The following is a 24,000-nucleotide window of genomic DNA, read 5'->3' as shown; positions in this document are numbered from 1 at the left end:
CTCGATGCGAATGCAGTAGTACTGCGTAGTAATTCTCCGGAACCGTGGTCATGTGCGGCGATGTCCTGTTCAAGCGAGGGGCCGGTCAGAACCGCTCTTCGGGCTCAGCAAGTTCGTCGAGAGTGTCAAAGTCCAGAGAGTCCAACGAGGGGGTGTCCTCGTAATCCCATTCGGCCATGCGCGTGAGAAAGTCCTCCAGATGCTGCTGGATAGTCTGCTGGCGCAGGCGCAGGAAGCCCTCACGATCTCCCTCAGCGAGAGCCCGGCTCGCCCGTTCATCCATCACGTGCGAGGCCAAGACCAACTCCCAAGTCTGCTCGTCCAAGTGAGCAGGTCGATGGGCCAGCAGCGTGGCGCTCTCCGACACGGAATCTTCCTCGCTCGGCAGGAACAGGCGGTTCGCCGCGTACAGAACCTGTTGGGAGGTGAGCCCTCGAGGGAAAATCACGTGGGCTACCGTGCTCGCGGTCTTCTGGTCTGCGAGCAAGGTGGAGAGGCTCGGGAGATCGACGGGCGCCCCGGTAACAAAGGAACGAGGCCGCAGAGACCACCAAGAACTCAGGATGATCTTCGCAGCGGCCTCATTAGTCCGAAAGCGCTCGATGGTCGGGAGCGCCGGCCGTGCCTCGGCCATGGCATCCATCAGGCCCATGATCGAACCATGTTCGTCGCCCTTGCGAATACGGGCACACAGGACACGCGAAACCTGGGTGAAGCTTCCCTTGAAGACAGCGGGACCGGAAACGGCCACACGCCAATACAACCGCCGCAACAGGCGGCGCGTGTTGGGATCCGGCTCGGGGAAGTGCGCAAAGAAGCGCGTAAGGACGACGAGGAGCGCGCGATAGACGAGCAGCGCAATGTGCGGCACTTCCGCCTCAGCCTGGAGGAAACCGATTGCACGAACCAGCGCCTCTTCACCTTCACCGTACGCTGCGTACTGATCTTCATCTTCAAATTCCGGGGCCGTACGACGACCGACGGAGCTGAACTCGTTCCGGATGTCCCGGGAAGGGTCCGGTCCGCGGCGCGCGAGAATGGACGCGAGGACAGTGTCCGTATCGATAGTACCGAACCCGGTTCTCGCAGCGATGCGGTCTGCGATCCTGGACAGGTTGAGCCGCTCCTCGGCGCCTTCTTCCGGGCCAGCGTAGAGCGCGGAGAAAATCTCCGCGCGATTGAGGCGCTTCCCGTAGTTGTTCATTCGGTCGAAGATATCGGTCAGGATGTCCAGATCGTCCTGACGTACGAGATAGGCGGGCACCTTGTACTGGCGCAGAGCGGTAGCTACACGGTCGGCTTCGTCGAACAGCTCGGTGACCAGTTCACCTTCTGTACGGAACCAACCGATGAGCTTTTTCAAGTCAAAGAGGACAGGCAACGCAATATGCTGAGGCTCCCGCGACTTGGGCTGAGAAATGAACCTCTTCTCCCTGAGGTCGTAATAAATGGAGAAAGGTTCATGAAGGTGCCCCTCAGGGCTCAGTGCATTCGCGAGACTGGTAATTCGCTGTTGCCCGTCCACGACCCATAGGGCGTCTGCGGCGGCTGGCGCATCGATCCTCAACTGACCCAGAGTGAAGGAGCGCGCTGGCGTCTCACGAACCCAGAGAAGCAGGTTTCCAATGGGATAGCCCTTAACGATGCTGTCGAAGAGCCTGAGGACATCGCTAGTGCCCCAGCGAAAGTCGCGCTGAAAGTGTGGGACGTGGATTCTTCCCTTCCATGCCTGGGCCACTAGATCGCCCAGCTCGTACGTCGTCGCGCTGGGCTGGGTTTCCAGGCCCGAGGTTGTCATTTCTGAAATCCCCTGTCAGGTACTTGTGATCAGCTTCGTGTGATGACGAGCATGCGGCGTGTCGCCGACTTCCTCCCCACCCGTGAATATCTTCGCAGCTCGGCCACCGCGCTCACAGACTATTCTCACGCTGTACGCCTACGACACCCTTGGTGATGGTACTCACGGTTGGCATCGACCGCGCTCTGTTCGTCGGCTCCCGGTTCCAGGCCGCGCTCGCCGAAGTGCCACACACCCGGGGAGGGCCGAACAGCCGGTTCAGGGGCGTAGAGCCACAAAGTGGCGATCCTAAAGCGTGTTGCAGAAGGTTGTGGCCGGGCAGGTCGGGGCCGGTTTGGGGGCCGGTCTGGTCATGCGGCGAGGGCGAGGTTGTGTATGTGGGCGACGGCCTGGACCGCGTGGTGGAGGCCGTTGCCGCACTGCCGGCAGTCGCGAAGGATCTTGTAGTGCTTCATGCGGGCGAAGGCGTGCTCGACACGGGCCCGGGCCTTGCGGTGTTCGGCGTCGTCCTCCTCCTCGCCGGGAAGCAGGGTTCGCCCGGGGCGTTTGCGATGCGGTACGACGAGCCCGGTGTTGATGTAGGCGCCGTCGGCCAGCACCGTCACGCCCTCGCAGGTGGTGGCCAGGCCGGAGTCCCGCCATGCCTTCGCGTCCGCGGTGTTGCCGGGTACCGGCCGGGCCGCCGCGATCACCAGCTTCGTGTCGGCATCGATGATGACCTGCACGTTCGCCGAGAACCGGTAGTTACGTGAGGACGCGCCGGTCTTCCGGTCGCGGACCGGAACGAGGGTGCCGTCCACGACCCACAGCCGGTCGGCTGCGTCGGCCGGACGTGCTGCCGGCTCGATCGCGAGCAACGGCCACAGCCGCTGGATCACCCGGCAGACCGTCGCAGGCGAGATGCCGAACAGCGGCGCGAGCTGCCGCATCGTGAGGTTCGTGCGGTAGTAGACCGCCACCAGCAGCACCCCGTCTGCCAGCGGCAGGCGCCACGGGCGCCCGCCACCGGGCCCGTTTCCGCCCCGTTCACGCACGACTTTCAGCAGTCGCTCGAACTGCCGCATCCGCAGACCTGTAACGTCACCGCCCACAACGGCTCAACTCTCAACACCCCGCCCATACAGGGGAAATAAGCGAACTGAAGCCTTCTGCAACACGCTTTAGGGCATCAGTCCGGAGAGGGGCGATTCCACCGCTGGCACGGCTTCCCCTGCGGGTTTGGCGGGCTACCACCACTGGGTGCCCCACTACCCAGGGCAGAGGTGATCCGACTGCTGCGTGGCCGCCGCTCGTGAGGGCGCGGCCCGAGGCCAGCCAACTGGCCGCCCGTCACGCGCGGCCGCGGCTGCGGCCTGGCCAGCTCACCGAGATCCCCGACTCCAAGGTCGGCCAGTTGCTGACCGTCCTCGACCGCCCCGGCCTGCCCCAGCAGTAGGAAGACATGCTGCGCGGCCATCCCGGGCCCCCAGGCGTACGGCCGAGGACCGTGCTGGCCGACCTGATGCTCGCCGTGTACTACACGGGCCGAGCCACGGTCTCCGACGCCTGGCGGATCCTCCACTTCCGTCTCCAGCCCGCAGCCCGCGCCTGGCTCGGCGTCCCCGAGGTGCCGCCGTCCACGGCACGTGCGTGCGTAGCTGTCAGTCGTCGCCTCTACCGAGCGCTGGACCGGGATCACCACCGTGCTCGACCCGGCACGCTGTGACCGGCGCCGCCGCCTGGACCAAGCGGAGGCGGATATCCACTCCGCTGTCTCTGGGACGAGGCTGTCGGCCGCGCGGCCGCGGACCGGCTGCAACGGCTGGCGAACGATCTCGTACTGGTCCCGGTCTGGCTGGCGCAGGCACGCGGATATCTGCGGCACTGGACCGGTGACGTAGGAGTGGACGCCACCTCGATCCCGGTTCTGACCGACCCGGACAGCGACCGCTCGGGCACAGCCTCCCTCGAGATCACCGCCGGCTCGCACTTCAGCGGCGGCTCCGACAAGGGCATCTTCGGCTACAGCGCGAGCCTGCTCGTCGCCGCCCACGCTCGCACAGGCGAAGGGGCCGGGGGCGCCGCGCACCCTCGTATCCACAGCTCTGCCTCGGTCTCAGCCTGGACACTTCGACCGTCCGTACGGGCGAGAACGCGGTCACCATGCTGAAGCACCTCGCCGAGCTTCGACTGCCGACAGGCACCTGTGCCGCAGATCGCGCCTCCACCGGCTGCTCGCCGAAGAACTTTCAGATTCCGGTACGCCGACTCGGCTACCGCCTGGCCCTGGACTACAAGGCGGCCGACCGTGGCATACAGGGCAGCTGGCAAGGAGCCGTACTGATCGACGGCTCTCTCGCCTGCCCGCACATCCCCAGCGCCTCGGCGCAGGCCACTCACGGCATGGACGACAAAACCTTCCGCCGACGGCTCGATGAACTGAAGCCTCTGGTCGCCTCAGACCGTGATCAAACTGGCGGATTGCCGCTCCCGCACCAGCCACGTCTCGGCTCGCCCGACCATCCAGCTCCATGACAGAGAGTGGACGGCCCCCGGCAAGGAGGCGCTGCCCGCTGTCTGCGGGGCCTCCGCGATCAGCGTCCCCGCAGACACCGCCGGGGACCTGCAGATCGCCAAGTTCCGACAGGACAGCCACTACCTCAGCCTCGCCTGGGATCGGATCTACAAGCCGATCCGCTCCCACAACGAGGGCCTCAACGGACGCTTCAAGGGCGCCTACATGGACATCGACAACCCCATGCACCGCCAAGCACCCGGGCAGGTGGCCCAGACGATCCTGATCGCGATCATGGTGGCCATCCGAAACCTGGACATCCTGGAGACCTGGCTCTACGAGCGCACCAGCAGCCGCCCCTCCGACGCCGACTCCGAGTCCATTCCGCCTGCCCCAGGTCGCAACCGGCCGTACGTCCCCACACCACTCGACATGGCGCGGCATCCGCCAGCCAGCCTCTGATCGGGCAGCGTCACACACATCATGACCACCAGCCCCGGGCGCCGACCGGGGCCGGTTCACATGCCCTGGCAACGGCCAGGCGTCGGCCCAGTAACCCGCCAGACCCGATACGCCCCCCGAACAGGCATCGGCCGACTCCCGAAACGACGAAGATCCCGCCCGATCTTGCGATCGGGCGGGATCTCGTCACCATTCCTGAACTAACTCAAGAACAGTCGTGCGTGGACCTGAGGGGATTTGAACCCCTGGCCCCCTCGATGCGAACGAGGTGCGCTACCGGACTGCGCCACAGGCCCTTGCAACGAGTGAAACTCTAGCATCCTCATCCGGCTGGTTGGAAATCCGTTCCCGGCCTGGTCAGCGGGTGGGGCCCCGGGGGGGCGCCTGAGGCGGTGTCACCGCGGCCGGGCGGCTACTCGTTGGCCGCGCGCGGCCGGTCGCCGTCCTCGTACTGGTCGAAGAGCGGGGTGCGCCCGCGCTCGCGGGAGCGGCGGGCCGAGGCGGCGCGGCGGGCGTCGCTGCGGCCGTCGGCGGCCGGGCGGTCCTCCGTGCCCGCCGCGGCGTCCGGGGCGGGCGCCTGCGGCTCCGCGGCGGCGGGGGCGGCCTCCTGCTCGGGCAGGGCCGCGGAGGAGCGCGCCGAGCTCCAGGTGTCCGGGGCGCCGAGGTCCACGTCCGAGGTGGCGCGCGGGGCGACCGGCGCGGTCACGTACGTCGGCAGCGGCACGGGCACCGGCTCCCAGCTCTCGCCCCGGCCGGGGCGCCGCCTGCGCTCGCGCTGCTGCTGGTCGAGCCACTCGGCGTGGTCGGTCTGCTCGACCAGGGCGCGCCGGTCGGCGGCGAGCGCGGAGAGGCCGGGATCGGTCTCCGGTTCGGGGCCCGCGTCGGGTTCTTCCGTGTCCGCCTCCGTGTCCGGGCCCAGGGCGGCGCGGCGGCGCGGCTGGCGCCGGTTCTCCCGCAGGCGCTGCGCGGCGGCCTCGGCGCGGCGGCGGTCCATCTGGTAGGCGAAGCGGTTGCGCTCCTGGGTGCGCAGATAGGCGATGTACGCGCTGAGCAGCACGGCGGGCGCGGCAGGCGCCCACAGGAAGGCGAGTCCGCCGACCGCGGCGACGACGGCGCCCAGGGTGAAGGCGAGGAAGAGGACGACGGTGGTGCGGCGGCGGCGCGCGAGCACCCTCGTGCGCCGGGCGCGGGCCGCGGCGGCTTCCGCGCCGGGGGCGCGCCGGGCCGCGGGGATCCGGGTGCGGATGGGCGCGTCGTCGGCGCCGGCCGGCTGCGGCACCGGAGCGGAGTCCGGCGCACTCGCGGGCGCGGGCACCTCCGCGCGCTCGCGCGGCGGCTGCGGCCGGTTCCGGGCCGCGTGCCGCTCCCGTACCGGCTCGCGCGGCTGGTCCCGCTCCGCTGCGCGCTGCTGGTCTCGTTCCGGCGCACGGCCCGGGGGCGCGGCGAAGGCCCGGACGTCCACCGGGTCGGTGACGGCGTCCGGATCGGCGGCGCTGGGCTCCCCCTCCTCGGTGGAGCGCGCCCTGAGGTCCCTGGCGTAACGGCGCTCCATGCCCGCCCGTCCGGACAGCAGCCGGATGGCGGTGCTGAAGCGTTCCGTCGGACGGGCCTCGTTCAGCTCGTCCTGCCTACGGAGCCACATCGGCACCAAGTAGGCGGCCCAGGCCCCGACAATGACTGCGTAGATGAGGCCGCTGCTGCTCACGTCTCACACCGTAGAGGGGTTTGCATCTGGCCATCGGCCAATTGAGCCGGTGTGTCGCACGATCCGGCTGATATTTCGAGCTTTTTTTGCGACCGATGCGATCAGCAGACCGTCAAAATGGGGAAATTCCCCGCACGAGTGTGATCGCACACCGGCTAAATTCGAACACTTATTCAATTTCCGGGGCTAGTTCCGCCACCGGGCGTGTTGCCCGAGGCGCGCGCGGCGCGGGTGCGGCGCCAGCGGCTCAGCAGTCCGTCCGGCACCTCCTCGGCGGTCAGCGCGAAGACCAGGTGGTCCCGCCAGGCCCCGTCGATGTGGAGATATCGGGGCCGCAGCCCCTCCTCGCGGAATCCGAGTTTCTCCACGACCCGGCGGCTCGGGCCGTTCTCCGGGCGAATGCAGACCTCCAGGCGGTGCAGCCCGACCGCGCGGAAACAGTGGTCCACGACCAGCGCCACGGCCGTGGGCATGACCCCGCGGCCCGCCACCGCCTCGTCCACCCAGTAGCCGACGTGCCCCGAGCACATCGAGCCCCAGGTGATCCCGGCCACCGTCAACTGCCCGACCAGCCGCCCCTCGTGCTCGATGACGAACGGCAGCATCCGGCCCGCCCTGGCCTCCGCGCGCAGATGCCGCACCATCTGCCGGTAGGTCGGCCGGTGGGTGAGGGGGCCGCCGGGGGCGGGCGGCGGGATCGTCGCCTCCCAGGGTCTGAGCCAGTTCCGGTTGCGCCGGTTGACCTCGCGCCAGGCCCGCTGGTCGCGCAGTCTTATCGGCCGCAGGACGACATCGCCCTCGGCGAGCACCACGGGCCAGGCGGGGCCGTTCAGCTCGCACCCCCGGCTCCGGCGCCGGGCCGGGGATGGTCGCCGCCGCGCACCTGGTCGACCGCGTGCGTCAACAGCGGCTCCAGCACCGCCAGTCCGTCCTTCACCCCGCCGGTGGAGCCCGGCAGGTTGACGATCAGGGTCCGTCCGGCGACTCCGGCCAGCCCGCGGGACAGCGCGGCGGTCGGCACCTTCTGGCGGCCGAAGGCCCGGATCGCCTCGGCGATGCCCGGCACCTCGCGGTCGATCACCCGGCGGGTCGCCTCCGGGGTGCGGTCGGTGGGCGAGATGCCGGTGCCGCCGGTGGTGACCACGACGTCGTAGCCGGCCTCGACGGCGGCGCTCAGCGCGGCCTGCACCGGGTCGCCGTCCGGGACGACCCGCGGGCCGTCGACGGCGAAGCCGAGACGGCCGAGGGCCGCGGCGATCAGCGGCCCGCCCCGGTCCTCGTAGACCCCGGCGGCGGCCCGGTTGGAGGCGGTGACCACCAGCGCGCGGTACGGCGCGGCGGGCGCGCCGCCGGAGGGCGTGCCGCCGGGGGGCGTGTCGAGTGTCATGCCCGGCTCCAGTCGCCCGACTTGCCGCCCGTCTTCTCCTCGACCCCGACGTCCGTGATGACCGCCCCCTTGTCCACCGCCTTGACCATGTCGACCACGGTGAGCGCGGCGACGCAGACCGCGGTGAGCGCCTCCATCTCCACGCCCGTGCGGTCCGTCGTCCTCACGGTCGCCGTGATCTCCACGGCGTCGTCCGCGACCGACAGGTCCAGTTTCACACCCGACACCGACAGCGGGTGGCACAGCGGGATGAGGTCGGGGGTGCGCTTGGCGCCCATGATCCCGGCGATCCGCGCGGTGGCCAGGGCGTCGCCCTTGGGGACGCCCTCGCCGCGCAGCAGCTCGATCACGCGGGGCGCGACACGGACGCGTCCGCTGGCGCGTGCGGTGCGCGCGGTCACGTCCTTGCCGGACACGTCGACCATCCGGGCGGCGCCCGCCTCGTCGATGTGCGTGAGGCGGCCTTCGGATCCCTCAGGATGCGGCGCCGCGGCGCGGGGGTCGTGCGGGGGTCGGTCCTGCGTGCTCATGCTCGTGTGGCGCTCCCGGTCCGGGCCCGGCGCGGTGCGGCGCGCGGGCCTGCTGTGCGCGACACGCTACCGCCAATCCGGGCCGGTCAGCCGAGCAGGACCACCTCGACCTCGGTGCCGGACTCGACGGACTCGGCGTCCTCGGGGACGACGATGAGGGAGTCGGCCTGCGCGAGGGCCGCGACCAGATGCGATCCGGAGCCGCCGACCGGCCGCACCTCGCCGTCCCGGTACGTCCCGCGCAGGAACTGCCTGCGGCCCCGCGGCGAGGTGAGCGCCTTGTCGCAGACCAGCTTCGCGCGCGTGGTGGGCCGGTGGACGTCCGGCAGGCCCATCAGGGTGCGGATGGCCGGGCGCACGAACAGTTCGAAGGAGACGTAGGAGGAGACCGGATTGCCGGGCAGCGCGAGCAGCGGGATGTGGTCGGGGCCCACGGTGCCGAACCCCTGGGGCTTGCCGGGCTGCATGGCGAGCTTGCGGAACTCCACTCCGCCGCCCGGCTCGTCCTCGTCCCCGACGTGCGACAGCGCCTCCTTGACGACGTCGTACGCGCCGACGCTGACCCCGCCGGTGGTGACCAGCAGATCGGCGCGGACGAGCTGGTCCTCGATGGTGGAGCGCAGGGTGTCGGCGTCGTCGGCGACGGCGCCCACCCGGTAGCCGATGGCGCCGGCGTCGCGGGCCGCCGCGGTCAGGGCGAAGCTGTTGGAGTCGTGGATCTGGCCGCCCGCCAGCTGCTCGCCGGGTTGCACCAGTTCGCTGCCGGTGGACAGCACCACCACGCGCGGGCGCGGGCGCACGCGTACGGTGCCGCGGCCGATCGCGGCGAGCAGCCCGAGCTGCGGCGGCCCGAGGACCGTGCCGGCCTTCAGGGCGAGGTCACCGGCCTGGACGTCGCTGCCGCTGGCGCGCACGTGCGCGCGTGCCTCGGCGGGACGGTGGACGCGCACCTGCCCGGTGGCGCCCTCCGGGGCCAGGCTGCGGGCCCGCATACCGCGCACCGGGCCCGCGCCGAGCCCGCCGTCGGTCCACTCCACCGGGACGACGGTCTCGGCGCCGGGCGGCAGCGGGGCGCCGGTCATGATCCGGGCGGCCTGCCCCGGGCCGACCCGGACCGGGTCGCCCGCGCCCGCGGCGACGTCCCCGACGACCTCCAGAGAGGCCGGGAACTCCTCGCTGGCGCCGGCGACGTCGGCGACCCGCACCGCGTACCCGTCCATGGAGCTGTTGTCGAACGGCGGGAGGGACAGGGGCACCATGACGTCCTCGACGAGGACGCACCCTTGGGCGTCGAGCAGTTGCAGCTCGATGGGTTCGAGCGGGCGGACGGTGGTGAGGACGTCCTCCAGGTGCTCGTCCACCGACCACAGGCGGTCCGGGTCTGCGGTGTGGTGCGCTGCACTGCTCAACGTCGTCACATCTCCTCGGCTACGTACCGCTGAAGCCAGGTCCGGAAGCCGGGACCCAGGTCCTCACGTTCGCACGCGAGTCTGACAATGGCACGGAGGTAGTCGCCGCGGTCGCCGGTGTCATAGCGGCGGCCCTTGAAGACGACGCCGTGCACCGGGCCGCCGGCGGTCTCGGCCTCCGCCAGGTGCTGGAGGGCGTCGGTGAGCTGGATCTCGCCGCCGCGGCCGGGCTCGGTCCTGCGCAGTATCTCGAAGATGTGCGGGTCGAGGACGTAGCGCCCGATGATGGCGTAGTTCGAGGGGGCGTCGGCCGGTTCCGGCTTCTCCACCAGGCCGGTCACCCGGACGACGTCGCTGTCCGCGGTGGCCTCCACGGCCGCGCAGCCGTAGAGGTGGATCTGCTCGGGCTCGACCTCCATGAGGGCGACGACGCTGCCGCCGTGCTGCCCCTGCACCTCGATCATCCGCTGGAGCAGCGGGTCGCGCGGGTCGATCAGGTCGTCACCGAGCAGGACGGCGAACGGCTCCTCCCCCACGTGCGGGGCCGCGCAGAGCACCGCGTGCCCCAGTCCCTTCGGGTCGCCCTGGCGGACGTAGTGGATCATCGCCAGGTCGCTGGACTCCCGCACCTTGGCGAGCCGTTCGGCGTCGGCCTTCTTCTCCAGGGCCGATTCCAGCTCGTAGTTGCGGTCGAAGTGGTCCTCCAGCGGGCGCTTGTTGCGGCCCGTCACCATGAGGACGTCGTCGAGGCCGGCGGAGACGGCCTCCTCGACCACGTACTGGATCGCGGGCTTGTCCACGACCGGCAGCATCTCCTTGGGAGTGGCCTTGGTGGCCGGCAGGAACCGGGTGCCGAGGCCTGCCGCGGGAATGACAGCCTTGCTGATCCTGGGGTGCGCGTGACTCATGGCGGAAACCTTAGCCGCTGCGTTTGCGGGGGTTCCGCGCCTCCGGTTCATTGGCTCACATATGAGCACATTTACTCTTCGAGCACTCGGCGAACACTCATCGGTCACTCATCGACGAAGGGCACGGAAGCGACCTTGAGCCACATCGGACGGACCGCGGCACCCGGCAAGCGGGCCCTGCGGCAGGAACTCCTCGCGGCGCGCGACCGCCTGACCGCGGACGACGTGCGCGAGGCGGGCGAGGCACTGGCCCGGCGCGCGCTGGAGCTGCCGGAGCTGGCACAGGCGCGCACGGTGGCCGCGTACGTCTCCGTGGGCACCGAGCCGGGCACCCTGGCGCTGCTCGACGCGCTGCGCGCGCGGGGGGTGCGCGTGCTGCTGCCCGCGCTGCTTCCGGACAACGACCTGGACTGGGGCGCGTACGCCGGGGAGGGGTCCCTCGCGCGCGTGCGGCACGGCGGGCGGATGGCGCTGTTCGAGCCGGCCGGACAGCGGCTCGGCCCGGACGCCGTGACCGCCGCCGACGTGGTCCTGCTGCCCGGTCTGGCGGCCGACGGGCGCGGGATGCGGCTGGGCCGCGGCGGCGGCTCCTACGACCGGGTCCTGGCCCGGCTGGAGCGGGCACAGGCGCGGCCCGCGCTCGTGGTGCTGCTCTACGACCGCGAGGTCGTCGGACACGTCCCGGCCGAGCCGCACGACCGGCCGGTGCAGGCGGTGGTGACCCCCTCGGGGGTCCGGCGCCTGGCCTGAGCGCCGAGGCGCGGGTCCCTGGTACGGCGGAGGCCCTCCACGCGCGCGTGGAGGGCCTCCGCCGTGGCCGGGGTGCCCCGGTCAGCGGCTCACGGCTTGAGCACCAGGGTGTCGCTCGTGCTCTTGTCGACCGCGCCGGCCGAGTATGACCAGGGCAGCAGCTCGCCCTTGGCCCACTTGTCCGTCTGGTCGGTGTAGTGGGCGCTGAAGGCGTGCCCGGAGGCACCGGTGAGGTTGATCCACTTGGACTTGTCGAGGTCGGCGAGGTTGACCACCATCCGCATGGACGGCACCCACACGACGCCGTAGCCGCCCGCGGCGTTCCACCCGGAGGCGTTGACCGCGGCCTCGCCGCCACTGAGCTTCCAGGGGCCCCGGTTGAGGACGTACTTCAGGAAGCCGGGCCCCTCGGTGCCCAGGGTCTGGTTCTTCAGGAACAGGCGGTGCAGCCGGCCCCAGTTCCAGGTATCGATGTCCTTGCCGAGCTTGGAGGTCAGCTCCCAGCGGGCGTCGATCAGGGCGCGCGCGAAGAGCTGGTCGCGGTTCTCGGCCTTGGGGCGGGTACCGGAGGCCGGCACCTTCCACCAGTCGCTGTCCGGCTGCTTCACCAGGTTGCGGACCACCTCGAACCAGCGGTCGCCGCCGTCCGGCTGCGCCTGGTCGGCCGAGCGCTCGCCGCACTCGCGCACCTTGGTGGTCTCGTCCACCGGACCGGTGTTGCCGGTCGGCTCCACCCACAGGCACTGGCCCTTGACCCGCAGCTCCTTGGGCAGCTTGTTGCCGAAGGCGAGCTTGAGGATGTTGCGCCACACCGCGTTGAAGTACGCCGCCGCCGCCGAGTCGGCGTCCTGGGTGTAGTCCCAGCCCTCCAGCAGCTTCTGCGCCTGCCGGACGTCCTTGTCGCCGATGTCGATCTTCAGCAGCATCGGCACCAGCAGCTTGGCGATCTCGCTGCTGTTGTCCATCTGCATCTGGCGCATGTCGTCGGTGGAGATCTTGCCGCCGCCGTCGATCTTCGACTGGATCAGGTCGGCGATCCGCTGGCTGCGGGTGCCGTAGCCCCAGTCCGTGGTGAGCCGGTACGGATAATCGGCCGGGTCCACCACGGCCTGGTTGGCGGTGACGATGTAGCCGCGCTTCGGGTTGTACTCGTAGGGCAGCTGGCCCTGCTTGAGGTAGCCCTTCCAGTCGTACTTCGAGTCCCAGCCCGGCGCCGGGACCGAGCCGTCGTCGTTCTTGGCGCGCTTGGGGATGCGGCCGGGCAGGGTGTAGCCGATGTTGCCGCGGGTGTCGGCGTAGACCAGGTTCTGCGAGGGCACGTCGAACTTCGCCGCGGCCGAGCGGAAGCCGCTCCAGTCCTTGGCCTGGTCGATGGCGAAGACGGCGTCCATGGTGGTGCCCGCCTGGAGCGCGGTCCACTTCAGGGCGATCGCGTAGCCGTCGCCGCGGTCCGGGGCCGCGGTGTCGACCTGGGCCTTCTTGCCGACCTGCACCAGTTCGTCGTCGCGGTCGGACAGCAGCGGCCCGTTCTCCGTCTCGCGGACGACGATCTTCTTGGACGCACCGCCCGCGACCTTGATGGTCTCCTGCCGGGTCCTGAAGGGCACCGTCTTGTCGTCGCGCAGATAGCCGTCGCCGCTGAGCTTCTCCAGGTACAGGTCGGTGACGTCGACGCCGGAGTTGGTCATGCCCCAGGCGATGTCCTGGTTGTGGCCGATGACCACACCGGGCATGCCCGCGAAGGTGTAGCCGGTGACGTCGTAGGGGCACTTGCCGGACACGGCGCGGCAGTGCAGGCCCATCTGGTACCAGACGGACGGCAGCGAGGCGCCCAGGTGCGGGTCGTTGGCGAGCAGCGGCTTGCCGGTGATGGTGTGCTTCCCGGCGACCACCCAGGAGTTGGAGCCGATGCCGTCGCCGTTCACCCCGACCGCGGCGGGCAGGTTCTGCATCACGCTGCGCAGGCCCGACAGCTGGCTCTGCCCGCCCGAGCCGTCCGGGTCCGAGGTGCCGGTGCCTGTGCCTGTGCCGGTGTCGGTGGTGCCCGAGGCGGGCACTCCGGAGCCGCCGTCCGGCAGGCCCGTGCCGTCGGAGCCGGGGTCGGCGCCGGAACCGCCGGACGAGCCGGAACCGCTCGCCCCGCCGTCGAACGCGCCCTCGGACTCGTCGTACCGGCCCTGGGTGATGATCGGCTTGTTCCGGCTGTACGGGTAGTCCGGGTACAGGTCCTTGATCTGCTTGGGGCCGAGGCGGCTGGTCATCAGGGCGCGGTCGATCTCGTCCTGCATGTTGCCGCGCAGGTCCCAGGCCATCGCCTTCAGCCAGGCGACCGAGTCGACCGGCGTCCACTGGGCGGGCCGGTAGTCGTTGGTGAAGCCCAGCGCCGCGTACTCCAGGGAGATGTCCGCGGCGTCGCGGCCCTTGAGGTAGGCGTTGACGCCCTGGGAGTACGCCTGGAGGTACTTCTTGGTGGCGGGCGACAGCTTCTTGTCGTACTCCTGCTGCGCGACCCGGTCCCAGCCCAGGGTGCGCAGGAACTCGTCGTTGTCGACCTGCCCCTTGCCGAACATCTCCGACAGCCGGCCGGAGGTCATGTGCCGGCGCACGTCCATCTCGTAGAACCGGTCCTGCGCCTGGACGAAGCCCTGCGCCATGAACAGGTCCTCCGGGGAGGAGGCGTAGATCTGCGGGATGCCGTAGCCGTCCCGCTTCACGTCCACGGGCCCGGACAGGCCCTGGAGCGTGGTCGAGCCCTTGGTCTGCGGGAAGGAGGCGCGGACGGTGCTGACGGACCAGTAGGCCCCGTAGGCGATGCCTCCGATGATGGCCAGCACCAGGACAAGCACGATCAGTCGGGCTTTTCGCCCCTTCTTCCTGCCGGACTTGCCGGGCTTGTCACCCGATGTGGCGGTGGTGTTGGGGGGCATCGCTGTCCTTGCTGTCCTAACGCGAGCGGCAGGCGGTACTGGAGTGCTGGAGCAACCATAGGCGCAGGGCCCGGTGGCCCTTGACGCGGAGTCGCATCCCGGCGCGCACGAGCGTTCGATCACCGCCGCGAAGGCGTCAAGAAAGCGTCAAGAGTTAGGTAAGGTAACGAAGTAACTGGTGGAGCCCGAGAACGGCGACGCCGGAGAATGCCGAGAACTCGGGGAAGGAACCGCCACTGACTGTCCACCACCTCAACCAGCTCCTGCTCGCCTGCTCCCTCGTCCTGCTCGTCGCGGTCGCGGCAGTGCGGATCTCCTCCCGCAGCGGGCTCCCCAGCCTGCTCGTGTACCTGGGGATCGGCATCGTCATGGGTGCGGACGGCCTCGGCCACATCCACTTCAGCAACGCCGAGATGACCCAGGTCATCGGCTACGCGGCCCTCGTGGTGATCCTCGCCGAGGGCGGGCTCGGTACGAAGTGGAAGGAGATCCGGCCGGTTCTGCCGTCCGCCTCCGTGCTGGCGCTGCTCGGGGTCGCGGTCAGTGTCGGCGTCACGGCGGCCGGCGCCCATTACCTGACCGGCCTGGAATGGCGCCAGGCCCTCATCATCGGCGCGGTGGTCTCCTCGACCGACGCGGCGGCCGTCTTCTCCGTGCTGCGCCGCATCCCCCTGCCCGCGCGCGTGACGGGCACGCTGGAGGCCGAGTCCGGCTTCAACGACGCCCCGGTGGTCATCCTGGTCGTCGCCTTCTCCGCGGCGGGCCCGGTGGAGCACTGGTACGTGCTGCTGGGCGAGATAGCGCTGGAGCTGGCCATCGGCGCGGCCATCGGCCTCGCGGTGGGCTGGCTCGGCTCCTGGGGCCTCAAGCACGTCGCCCTGCCGGCCTCCGGCCTCTACCCCATCGCCGTGATGGCGATCGCGGTCACCGCCTACGCCGCCGGAGCGCTGGCCCACGGCAGCGGCTTCCTGGCCGTCTATCTGGCGTCGATGGTCCTCGGCAACGCCAAGCTGCCGCACTGGCCCGCCACCCGCGGCTTCGCCGAGGGGCTCGGCTGGATCGCCCAGATCGGCATGTTCGTCCTGCTCGGCCTGCTGGTCACCCCGCACGAACTGGTCGACGACTTCGTGCCCGCCCTGCTGATCGGCCTGGTCCTGACCATGGTCGCGCGGCCGCTGAGCGTGCTGGTCAGCCTGCTGCCCTTCCGGGTGCCCTGGTCCGAGCAGGCCCTGATGTCGTGGGCCGGGCTGCGCGGCGCCGTCCCCATCATCCTGGCCACCATCCCCATGGTGAACGGCGTCGACGCCAGCGGACGCATCTTCAACATCGTCTTCGTGCTCGTCGTCGTCTACACCCTGGTGCAGGGCCCGACGCTGCCCTGGCTGGCCCGCAAGCTCCGGCTGGGCGGCGGGGAGGAGGCCGCCGACCTCGGCATCGAGTCGGCACCCCTGGAGCGGCTGCGCGGCCACCTGCTGTCCGTCGCCATCCCCGAGGGGTCGCGGATGCACGGCGTGGAGGTGGCCGAGCTGCGGCTGCCCGCCGGATCCGCGGTCACCCTGGTCGTCCGCGACGGAAAATCGTTTGTCCCGCTGCCGACGACCGTCCTCAGGCGCGGCGACGAACTCCTCGTCGTCGCCACCGACCCGGTCCGCGAGGCCGCGGAGCGCCGCCTGCGCGCGGTCGGCCGGGGCGGCAAGCTGGCGAGCTGGCTGGGCACCAACGGGGCGGGAGCGAGCGGGCCCGGGTGACTCCCGCCCGGCGCGTTCGCGGGCCTGTGCCGTACGGGGTCCGCGCCGCGCGGGCCCGGGGTTTCGAAGGTGGGGGCGAACCGCCCGTGGTGCTCGTTTTCACAGGGGCGGCGGCCCCGCGCCCTGTACGATGAAGGCGCACCCTGATCGAACCAACTCTGCCTGACGCAGAGCTGGCGCGACCGTATGGCGGTCGGGACGCCCCCTCTCCGCGGGCGCCGGCATCTACCGCAGTCCGCGCAAGAGGACAGCTCTCGGCGCGCCCGTACCCGAGGGCCCGCGCTACCAGGCGGCAGAAAGGCACGGGCCGTGGGATCCGCGGTCACCACCACCGACCCCGCGAAGACCTCGCCGGCATCCTCCCGCCCCGGATACGGGCAACTGCTGCGTACCCGCGGCGCCTGGACGTTCCTGCTCCCCGGCTTCGCGGCACGCCAGCCGTTCGCGATGCTCACCATCTCCATCGTGCTGCTGGTGCAGCACACCACCGGCTCCTATGGCGCCGCGGGCGCCACCGCGGCCGTCACCGGTGTCTCCATGGCCGTGTTCGCGCCCTACAGCGGACGGCTCGCCGACCGCTACGGACAGCGCGCCGTCCTGCTGCCCGGCGTCCTGGTGCACGCCGCCGCCGGGCTCACCCTGACGGCGCTCGCGCTCGCGCACGCCCCGCTGTGGGCGCTCTTCGTCGCGGCCGTGCCGACCGGCGCCTCGGTGCCCCAGGTCGGCCCCATGGTGCGCGCCCGCTGGGGCGTCACCCTCAAGGGCTCACCGCTGATGACCACCGCGGCGGCCTTCGAGTCGGTCACCGACGAACTGACCTTCGTCTTCGGCCCGCTGCTCGCCACCGCCCTGTGCACGGCCGTCACCCCGGCGGCCGGTCTGCTCACGGAGTCCGCGCTGACCCTGGTCGGCGGCCTGCTGTTCGCCGCGCAGAAGCGCACCCAGCCGTCCGTCTCCGGCCGCGGGCACGCGCGCGTGGAGCACGTCCCGGCCCTGCGCGTCCCCGGTGTGCGCGTACTGGTCGTGACCTTCCTGGGCATCGGCTCCGTCTTCGGCGGTATGCAGGTCTCGCTGGCCGCGTTCACCGAGTCGATCGGCGAGCCGGGCCTGAACGGCGTCCTGTACGGGACGTTCGCCGCCGGCAACATGCTCTCCGGCATCGTCTGCGGCGCCATCGCCTGGAAGGTCGCCCCGCAGCGCCGCCTGGTCATCGGCTACGCCGCGCTGGCGGTGGCCGCGTCCGCGCTGTGGACCGCGCACTCGGTGCTGCTGCTCGCCGCGCTCGGCCTGCTGGTCGGCATGTGCATCGCGCCCGCGCTGATCACCGGCTACACGCTGGTGGAGGGCCTGGTCCCGGCGGGCGCCCGGACCGAGGCGTTCACCTGGCTCACCGGCGCGGTCGCGCTCGGCCAGGCCGCCGCCGTCACCGTGGCCGGACAGCTGGAGGACCACCTGTGGGGCGGCGCCGGCTTCCTGGTCCCGATGGCCGGTACCGTGCTGGCGCTGCTGACCCTGCTCACCCTGCGGTCACGGCTCGCCACCCGGTCCGACAGCCGCACGGTGGCACGTGGCGTCGGTCACCGCGCACCTGTCGCAGTGGACTGATCCCGGGGAATACGTCACTATGGACTGTCGTTAGCACTCATCGAGTGAGAGTGCCAGGAGGAAGACAGTGCCCACCTATCAGTACCAGTGCACCGAGTGCGGCGAGGGCCTCGAGGCGGTGCAGAAGTTCACCGACGACGCGCTCACCGAGTGCCCCACCTGCAGTGGCCGCCTGAAGAAGGTGTTCTCCGCGGTCGGCATTGTCTTCAAGGGATCCGGCTTCTACCGCAACGACAGCCGCGGCTCCTCGTCGAGCAGCAGCCCGGCGTCGTCGAAGTCGGCGGGCGGCTCCTCGGCGTCGTCGTCCGATGCGGGTTCGTCCTCGTCGGCGTCGTCGTCCGGATCGTCGTCGTCCGGTTCCGGATCGTCGTCGTCCTCGTCGTCTTCGTCGTCCTCGTCGTCTTCGGCCACGAGTTCGGCCGGCAGCTCCGCCGCCTGACATCGCTTTCGCCGAAGTCCCCGCTGTCGTACGACAGCGGGGACTTCGGCGTGCCCGCGGCGGGTGCGGGCTGGGCTGGTGAGGCCCCTCCCGGGGGCCCTGTCCTACGGGCCACCTCCCCGCTGAGCTCCCGCGGGCCCTCTCCCTCTGAGGACAACGGCCGCTCGCGCCCGTCCCGGGCGTCCTGGATGCCGCGGGCCCTCTCCCCCTGAGGGCAACGGCCAACGGCCTAGGCCGCGGCCCGCTCCGCTTCCCGCACCGGCTTCCCCTGGCCCTGGCCCGCCGTGCCCGGCCCCGCGCCCGACGGGCTCTTCAGCAGCAGAGCGCAGGCCAGCGCGGCCAGCAGGGCGAGGCCGGCGGAGACCAGCAGGCACAGCCGCATGCCGTCCAGGAAGGAGCTGCCCAGCGCGGTCAGCGCCTGACCGGTGGCGGGGCCGAGGTCGAGTCCGGCGACGGCGCCCAGGCCGTGTTCGCGCGCGGCGTCCACGACACGTGCGCCGGTCCCGGCCGGGACACCGGCGTCCGCGAGCCGCTCGGGCAGGGCGTTCAGCGCGCGGGTGGTGAGCAGCGCGCCGAGGACGGCGGGACCGAGCGCGCCGCCGACCTGGCGGATCGCGTTGTTGCCGGCCGCGGCCATCCCGGCCAGGTGGAAGGGGACGGCGGAGACCGCGGAGGCGGTCATCGGGGTGAGCACTGCGCCCATGCCGAGACCGAGCAGCACCAGCCGCCAGGCCAGCGACGCGTAGGAGGTGCCGGCGTCGACGCCGGTCATGGCGAGCAGCGCGGCGGCGATCAGCACCAGCCCGGAGGTGATCAGCACCCGCGGCGAGATCCGGTGCATCAGCCGTCCGACGGGGAGACCGGCCACCAGCGAGGTGCCGGACACCAGCACCAGCCGCAGTGCCGCCTGCATGGTGCTCAGGTGCTGGACCAGGCCGAAGTACAGGCTGAGCACGAAGAAGAAGCCGATCAGGCCGAGGAAGCTGACCATGGCGACCAGCGCGGTGGCGGTGAACGCGGGGCTGCGGAACAGCGCCGGGTCCAGCATCGGGCTGGGGCTGCGCAGTTCCACCAGGACGAAGGCCACGGCGGCGACCGCGCCGAGTGCCAGGGCGGTGATCACGGCGGGTTCGCCGAAGCCGCCCGCGCCGCCCTCGATGACGCCGTAGACCAGCGCGGTGACGGCGACGGCGGCGGTGATCTGGCCGGGCCAGTCGAGCCGGCGGCCGTGCGGGGCGCGCGAGTCGGGCAGCCGGAACGCGGCGACGGCCAGCAGGACCGCGGAGACCGGTATCGGCAGCAGGAAGATCCAGCGCCAGGCGGCGTGCTCCAGCAGGGCCCCGGCGATCAGCGGGCCGACGGCGAGCGGGGCCGTCAGGCTCATCGCCCAGAAACCGATGAACCTGCCCCGCTCGCGGTGGTCGGGCACGGCGTGGCTGATCAGCGCGAGCGTGGTGGGCAGCAGGGCGGCGGCACCGATGCCGGAGACGGCCTGCCCGACCCACAGCGCCTGCACCGAGCCGGACAGCAGCGAGATCGCGGCACCCAGCGCGCAGAACGCCATGCCGGCCTGGAAGACCTTCTTGCGGCCGTACACGTCGCCCAGGACACCGGTGGTCAGGATCAGCGCGGCCATCGGCAGCACGAACGCGTCCGACACCCAGGACAGTTCGGAGGTCGACGCGCCCAGCGCGCGCTGGATCGCCGGCAGGCTCACCGACACGGTGGTGACGGGCAGATAGGCGACGAACACACCCAGGCAGGCCACGACGAGCGTGGCGGCCCGTCCGGCCCTGGGATCCGGCGTCGTTGCGGAGTTCACGGAGTCGTTCCTTCGGCTGCTGCGGGGCGTGGCCCGCGTTCTCGGAGCGCCGCCGTCCGGCGAGCGCCCGCTCCCGGGAGCGACGGCCGGCGGCAGCCGCCCGTGGAGCCGCCGATCAGCTTCACCCGGAAGCGTCCGGAACCCGCAGCCGATCCCTCCCGGCATCACTGAAACTCCGGCCTATCGCCTCCAGATGGCAGAATTCCTCCATGCCCGACGATCTGGACCACAAAATCATCCACGGTCTGCAGTGCGCGCCACGGGTGTCGTTCCGGCGGCTCGGGGAAGTCATCGGCGTCTCCGAGCAGACCGTGGCGCGCCGCTACACCGCTCTGCGGCGGGACGGCATGCTGCGCGTCGTCGGGCTGGGCAACCTGAACGCCCGCGGCCAGGCGGAGTGGATCGCCCGGCTGCGCTGCCGCCCGGACGCGGTGGGCCCGCTGGCCCACTCACTGGCCCGCCGGTCCGAGGTGGCGTACGTCGGCATCGCCTCCGGCGGCTCGGAGATCATCTGCATCATCCGCTCCCCCGCCGGCACCGACCGCGACGACCTGCTGCTGCGCCAGCTGCCGCGGGCGGGCGCGGTCCTGGACGTCGACGTCGACCTGGTCGTACGCGTCTACGGCGGCCCCGGCACCGCGCCCTGGACCGACCCCGACGCCTCGCTCACCCCCGAGCAGGTTCGGCGGCTGACCGCCGGACGGCCCGTCCCGGCACTCTCGTCGCCGCCGCCGGGCGAACAGGACCTGCCGCTGCTGCGCGCGCTGGCCGAGGACGGCCGGGCCACCCACACCCACCTGGCCGAGGTCACCGGCTGGTCCAAGCCCCGGGTCGCCCGGCGCCTGGAGGTCCTGGAGGCGGCCGGCTCCCTCACCTACGACGTCGACACCCTGCCCGAGCGCCTCGGCTACCGGCTCAACGCCACCCTGTGGCTCCAGGTCGACCTGGAGCGGCTGCACCAGGTCGGCGAGGAGATCGGCGGCCACAACGAGTGCGCGTTCGCCGCCGCGATCAGCGGCCGGTACAACGTGATGGCCGTGGTCATCTGCCGGGACGCCCCCGGCTTCTACCGCTATCTCACCGACCGCCTGGCCCGCGTGGAGGGGATCCGCGGCTACGAGATCAGTGTGCGGGTGAACCGGCTCAAGCAGTCCGCCTCGCTCATCCATCAGGGGCGGCTGATCCATCCGTCGCTGGGATGACAGCTGTGGCGGGCCAGTGTGACGGTTGGGGGGCGTCTGTGAGGCGGGGGCGTCGGTGAGGCGGGGCGGGGCGCCGGTGAGGCGGGGCGCCGCTGAGGGGAGTCCGTTGGGGGGGCGTCCGTGGGGCGAAGTGGGGGTGTCCTCGCGTACGGGGTCACGGCCGTCTTCACCCCATCGGAAGGATGATTCGGGGGAAACGGCCTAGGGTGCGGTGCATGGCGAACGCAGAGATCGGTGTCATCGGCGGGTCCGGCTTCTACTCGTTCCTGGACGACGTGACCGAGGTCCAGGTCGACACGCCGTACGGGTCACCCAGCGACTCCCTGTTCCTCGGGGAGGTCGCCGGCCGCCGGGTCGCCTTCCTACCCCGGCACGGCCGCGGCCACCACCTCCCGCCGCACCGCATCAACTACCGGGCCAACCTGTGGGCGCTGCGCTCCGTGGGAGTGCGCCAGGTGCTCGGCCCGTGCGCGGTCGGCGGTCTGCGCCCGGAGTACGGGCCGGGCACCCTGCTGGTGCCGGACCAGTTCGTGGACCGGACGAAGTCCCGGGAGCAGACCTACTTCGACGGGCTGCCGCTGCCCGACGGCACGGTGCCGGGCGTGGTGCACGTCTCCCTGGCCGACCCCTACTGCCCCACCGGGCGGGCCGCCGCGCTGAAGGCCGCGCACGGGCGCGACTGGGCCGCCGTGGACGGCGGCACCCTCGTCGTGGTGCAGGGGCCGCGTTTCTCCACCCGCGCCGAATCCCTGTGGCACCAGGCGCAGGGCTGGTCGGTGGTGGGCATGACCGGTCATCCCGAGGCGGCGCTCGCCCGTGAGCTGGAGCTCTGCTACACCTCGCTGACCCTGGTCACCGATCTCGACGCGGGCGCGGAGAGCGGCGAGGGCGTCTCCCACGAGGAGGTGCTGCGGGTGTTCGCCGCCAATGTGGAGCGGCTGCGCGGGGTGCTGTTCGACGCGGTGGCCGCGCTGCCCGCCGACGCGGAGCGGAACTGCCTGTGCGCGGGCGCGCTGGGCGGGATGGATCCGGGCTTCGCGCTGCCGTAGGCGGCGCCGCGGGGGGTGGGTGCGGGCTGCTCTGCTCGGGAGGGAGCGAATCGGAGGGGCGAATCGGAGGGGTCAGGACGGGCTCCGGGCGGGGCCGGACGGGCGTCCGGTCAGGACGGGCGTCCGGGCAGGACGGGCGTCCGGGCGGGCCGGGACGGCTGAGTGGGCCGGGACGGCTGGGCGGGGCGGGCCGGGTCGGGTCGGGCCGGGTCGGACGAGTGGGGACGCTCGGTCGGCGGAGGCTCTCCTTCGGGTGACGGGGTTGTCCACAACCAGTCGGTAGCCCACGGGCCCCGGCGGCGTTCGGCGCGAAGCCGCATCGTGGCATCGCAAGCCGGTCCCGCACCGGTCCCCGAGCACAGGTGGTAGCTCCCATGTCCCTGTCGTCCCCGCGTCCGGCCGCAGGCCCCTCTTCCTTCCCCCATGAGTCCGGCGGCGGTCCGTTCTCCCCGTATCCGCCCGAACCGCCCACGCCGGGCCCGGTCCCGGGCGTGGACACCCCGGCGCCCTGCGAGGTGCCGCACTTCGCGCCCGTCCGGGTCCGGGGCGGGCAGTACGGGCTGCACCGGCTGCTGCGGCACCGCAGGCGCGCCGTGGCGGCCGGGCTCGCGGTGACGGCCGCCGCGCTGGTCACGGCGGGCCCGCGGCTGGCAGCGGACACCCCGCGCGGCGCTCCCGCCCGCGGACAGCCGCAGGGGGCGACCGCCGGTCTCTCCCGCGGCCCGGCCCTCCGCCCCGCCGCCCGGACGATGGCCGTCCCCGTGCGCATCGCCGACGCCGCGACGGTCAGGCTGCTGCGCCCCGGCGACCGGGTGGACGTGTTCGCCGTGGCGGACCCGGCGGCGGGCGGCCGGACCCGGATGATCGCGCGCGGGGCGCGCGTGAGAAAAGTCCCGCGGCCGGCCGGCGCCGACCCCGGCGCGAGCGCGCACATCGGTTCGACGGCGAACACCGACGAGGGCCGTTCCGCGCTGGCAGGCGGGCCGAGCGGCGGGGAGGACGCCCTGGTCACGCTGGCCGTGCCGCCCTCCACGGCGGCCCGGCTCGCCGGGGCGAGCGCGTCGGCCCGATTGGCGGTGACCCCGTGGTGAGGCTTAGGTTGCTGAGCTGTTTGTTCTACAACCTGTATGCCCGAGGAGTGTCCCGAGGTGAGTACGAAGAAGGACCCGAGCGTCTGGCAGGGCTTCAAAGCCTTCCTGATGCGCGGGAACGTCGTCGATCTGGCAGTCGCGGTGGTCGTCGGCGCCGCCTTCAGCAATATCGTCAACTCGGTGGTGAAGGGCGTGATCAACCCGGTCGTCGGGGCGATCGGCACCAAGAACCTCGACCACTACAGCTCGTGCCTCAGCTCCAGCTGCAAGAGCGACGACGGCATCCAGATCATGTGGGGCTCGGTCCTGGGCGCCACGCTCCAGTTCCTGATCACCGCAGCGGTGGTCTACTTCCTCATGGTCCTGCCCATGGCCAAGTTCCTGGCCCGCCAGAAGAAGGGCAAGGAGAGCGAGGAGGAGGCTCCCGAGGTCATCGAGAGCACGGAGCTCCAGGTGCTCAAGCAGATCCGCGACGAGCTGGTCTCGCAGCGCGGCGGCGACCACGACCGGATCAGCCGGGTCTGACGCCTGACCGGTCCCGCCCGTCTCCCACGTCTCCCACGTCTCGTCCGTCCCGCCCGCCTCGTCCGAGTACGGGACCGGGACCGGGACCGGGACCGCTCCTGTGGAGCGTGCCGGGCCCGGCCGGACGGGGCCGCCGGAGCAGGGCGCGG

The 24,000-nt window shown here is 71.6% G+C and carries 21 protein-coding genes, 1 tRNA gene and 1 pseudogene; 12 read left to right on the top strand and 11 right to left on the bottom strand.

The window, feature by feature from the left end:
- Positions 1-85: 85 nt before the first annotated feature.
- Together R4Z62_RS19765 and R4Z62_RS19760 are read right to left on the bottom strand one after the other, a co-directional pair.
- On the bottom strand, positions 86-1,798 hold the full coding sequence (locus tag R4Z62_RS19765) for a DUF262 domain-containing protein (protein ID WP_491520487.1): 1,713 nt from the start codon (positions 1,796-1,798) through the stop codon (positions 86-88).
- Positions 1,799-2,148: 350 nt separating this feature from the next.
- A pseudogene (locus R4Z62_RS19760) lies at positions 2,149-2,918 on the bottom strand (transposase).
- 171 nt (positions 2,919-3,089) lie between these two features.
- Here R4Z62_RS19760 and R4Z62_RS19755 point away from each other — a divergent pair.
- From R4Z62_RS19755 to R4Z62_RS19740, 4 genes are all read left to right on the top strand, one after another.
- Entirely contained in the window at positions 3,090-3,233 is a 144-nt protein-coding gene (locus R4Z62_RS19755) for a hypothetical protein (RefSeq protein ID WP_491520486.1), read from the top strand.
- A gap of 6 nt (positions 3,234-3,239) precedes the next feature.
- A complete protein-coding gene (locus R4Z62_RS19750) occupies positions 3,240-3,503 on the top strand; it encodes a hypothetical protein (RefSeq protein WP_491520485.1) in 264 nt (87 codons plus the stop codon).
- 437 nt (positions 3,504-3,940) lie between these two features.
- Positions 3,941-4,312: a hypothetical protein gene (locus R4Z62_RS19745; RefSeq protein ID WP_491520484.1), complete on the top strand. Its 372-nt coding sequence runs from the start codon at positions 3,941-3,943 to the stop codon at positions 4,310-4,312.
- Positions 4,242-4,754, top strand: coding sequence for a hypothetical protein (locus R4Z62_RS19740; RefSeq protein WP_491520483.1), 513 nt, complete (start codon positions 4,242-4,244; stop codon positions 4,752-4,754). Before R4Z62_RS19745 ends, R4Z62_RS19740 begins: the two co-directional genes overlap by 71 nt.
- A 222-nt stretch (positions 4,755-4,976) precedes the next feature.
- On the opposite strand, the gene R4Z62_RS19735 is transcribed toward R4Z62_RS19740, so the two are convergent.
- From R4Z62_RS19735 to galU, 7 genes are all read right to left on the bottom strand, one after another.
- A tRNA-Ala gene (locus R4Z62_RS19735) sits at positions 4,977-5,050 on the bottom strand.
- 116 nt (positions 5,051-5,166) lie between these two features.
- Positions 5,167-6,459: a SepX/GlpR family protein gene (locus R4Z62_RS19730; RefSeq protein WP_491520482.1), complete on the bottom strand. Its 1,293-nt coding sequence runs from the start codon at positions 6,457-6,459 to the stop codon at positions 5,167-5,169.
- 173 nt (positions 6,460-6,632) lie between these two features.
- A complete protein-coding gene (locus tag R4Z62_RS19725) occupies positions 6,633-7,268 on the bottom strand; it encodes a GNAT family N-acetyltransferase (RefSeq protein ID WP_106967344.1) in 636 nt (211 codons plus the stop codon).
- 20 nt (positions 7,269-7,288) lie between these two features.
- Positions 7,289-7,846 (bottom strand): MogA/MoaB family molybdenum cofactor biosynthesis protein, encoded by a 558-nt coding sequence (locus tag R4Z62_RS19720; RefSeq protein WP_064533653.1) that lies wholly within the window; start codon positions 7,844-7,846, stop codon positions 7,289-7,291.
- The gene (gene moaC, locus R4Z62_RS19715; protein WP_355481372.1) at positions 7,843-8,376 is read right to left on the bottom strand and encodes a cyclic pyranopterin monophosphate synthase MoaC; all 534 of its coding nucleotides are present in this window, start codon (positions 8,374-8,376) and stop codon (positions 7,843-7,845) included. Before moaC ends, R4Z62_RS19720 begins: the two co-directional genes overlap by 4 nt.
- Positions 8,377-8,462: 86 nt before the next feature.
- A complete protein-coding gene (gene glp, locus R4Z62_RS19710; protein WP_355481370.1) occupies positions 8,463-9,785 on the bottom strand; it encodes a molybdotransferase-like divisome protein Glp in 1,323 nt (440 codons plus the stop codon).
- A 5-nt stretch (positions 9,786-9,790) separates the two neighbouring features.
- Positions 9,791-10,693: a UTP--glucose-1-phosphate uridylyltransferase GalU gene (gene galU, locus R4Z62_RS19705; protein ID WP_064533656.1), complete on the bottom strand. Its 903-nt coding sequence runs from the start codon at positions 10,691-10,693 to the stop codon at positions 9,791-9,793.
- A gap of 135 nt (positions 10,694-10,828) precedes the next feature.
- On the opposite strand from galU, the gene R4Z62_RS19700 reads away from it, so the two are divergent.
- Entirely contained in the window at positions 10,829-11,443 is a 615-nt protein-coding gene (locus R4Z62_RS19700; RefSeq protein WP_064533657.1) for a 5-formyltetrahydrofolate cyclo-ligase, read from the top strand.
- Positions 11,444-11,532: 89 nt separating this feature from the next.
- Here R4Z62_RS19700 and R4Z62_RS19695 read toward each other — a convergent pair whose 3' ends face one another.
- The gene (locus R4Z62_RS19695; RefSeq protein WP_491520481.1) at positions 11,533-14,370 is read right to left on the bottom strand and encodes a penicillin acylase family protein; all 2,838 of its coding nucleotides are present in this window, start codon (positions 14,368-14,370) and stop codon (positions 11,533-11,535) included.
- Between the two features lie 236 nt (positions 14,371-14,606).
- Between R4Z62_RS19695 and R4Z62_RS19690 the strand changes: the two genes are divergently transcribed.
- From R4Z62_RS19690 to R4Z62_RS19680, 3 genes are all read left to right on the top strand, one after another.
- Complete coding sequence (locus R4Z62_RS19690) at positions 14,607-16,118, top strand: potassium/proton antiporter (RefSeq protein WP_382845030.1); 1,512 nt, start codon at positions 14,607-14,609, stop codon at positions 16,116-16,118.
- 309 nt (positions 16,119-16,427) lie between these two features.
- Entirely contained in the window at positions 16,428-17,723 is a 1,296-nt protein-coding gene (locus tag R4Z62_RS19685; protein ID WP_355482859.1) for an MFS transporter, read from the top strand.
- 67 nt (positions 17,724-17,790) lie between these two features.
- Positions 17,791-18,162 (top strand): FmdB family zinc ribbon protein, encoded by a 372-nt coding sequence (locus tag R4Z62_RS19680; protein WP_385503696.1) that lies wholly within the window; start codon positions 17,791-17,793, stop codon positions 18,160-18,162.
- Between the two features lie 229 nt (positions 18,163-18,391).
- Here the strand turns inward: R4Z62_RS19680 and R4Z62_RS19675 are convergent, their stop codons facing one another.
- Positions 18,392-19,984 (bottom strand): MFS transporter, encoded by a 1,593-nt coding sequence (locus R4Z62_RS19675; RefSeq protein ID WP_491520480.1) that lies wholly within the window; start codon positions 19,982-19,984, stop codon positions 18,392-18,394.
- 209 nt (positions 19,985-20,193) lie between these two features.
- Here R4Z62_RS19675 and R4Z62_RS19670 point away from each other — a divergent pair, with 209 nt between their 5' ends.
- The 4 genes from R4Z62_RS19670 to mscL all read left to right on the top strand — a co-directional run bounded on the left by R4Z62_RS19670 (position 20,194) and on the right by mscL (position 23,851).
- A complete protein-coding gene (locus R4Z62_RS19670) occupies positions 20,194-21,186 on the top strand; it encodes an Lrp/AsnC family transcriptional regulator (protein ID WP_355482852.1) in 993 nt (330 codons plus the stop codon).
- Between the two features lie 215 nt (positions 21,187-21,401).
- Entirely contained in the window at positions 21,402-22,235 is an 834-nt protein-coding gene (locus tag R4Z62_RS19665; protein WP_382845018.1) for an S-methyl-5'-thioadenosine phosphorylase, read from the top strand.
- A gap of 374 nt (positions 22,236-22,609) precedes the next feature.
- Positions 22,610-23,326, top strand: coding sequence for an RcpC/CpaB family pilus assembly protein (locus R4Z62_RS19660; protein ID WP_491520479.1), 717 nt, complete (start codon positions 22,610-22,612; stop codon positions 23,324-23,326).
- A 57-nt stretch (positions 23,327-23,383) separates the two neighbouring features.
- Positions 23,384-23,851: a large conductance mechanosensitive channel protein MscL gene (gene mscL / locus R4Z62_RS19655; protein ID WP_173860839.1), complete on the top strand. Its 468-nt coding sequence runs from the start codon at positions 23,384-23,386 to the stop codon at positions 23,849-23,851.
- Positions 23,852-24,000 lie beyond the last annotated feature (149 nt).

The sequence above is a fragment of the Streptomyces sp. PL-25 genome, from assembly GCF_058344915.1.
Note: the sequence above shows the minus strand (reverse complement) of the source record. Positions and strands in the feature narration are given on the sequence as shown.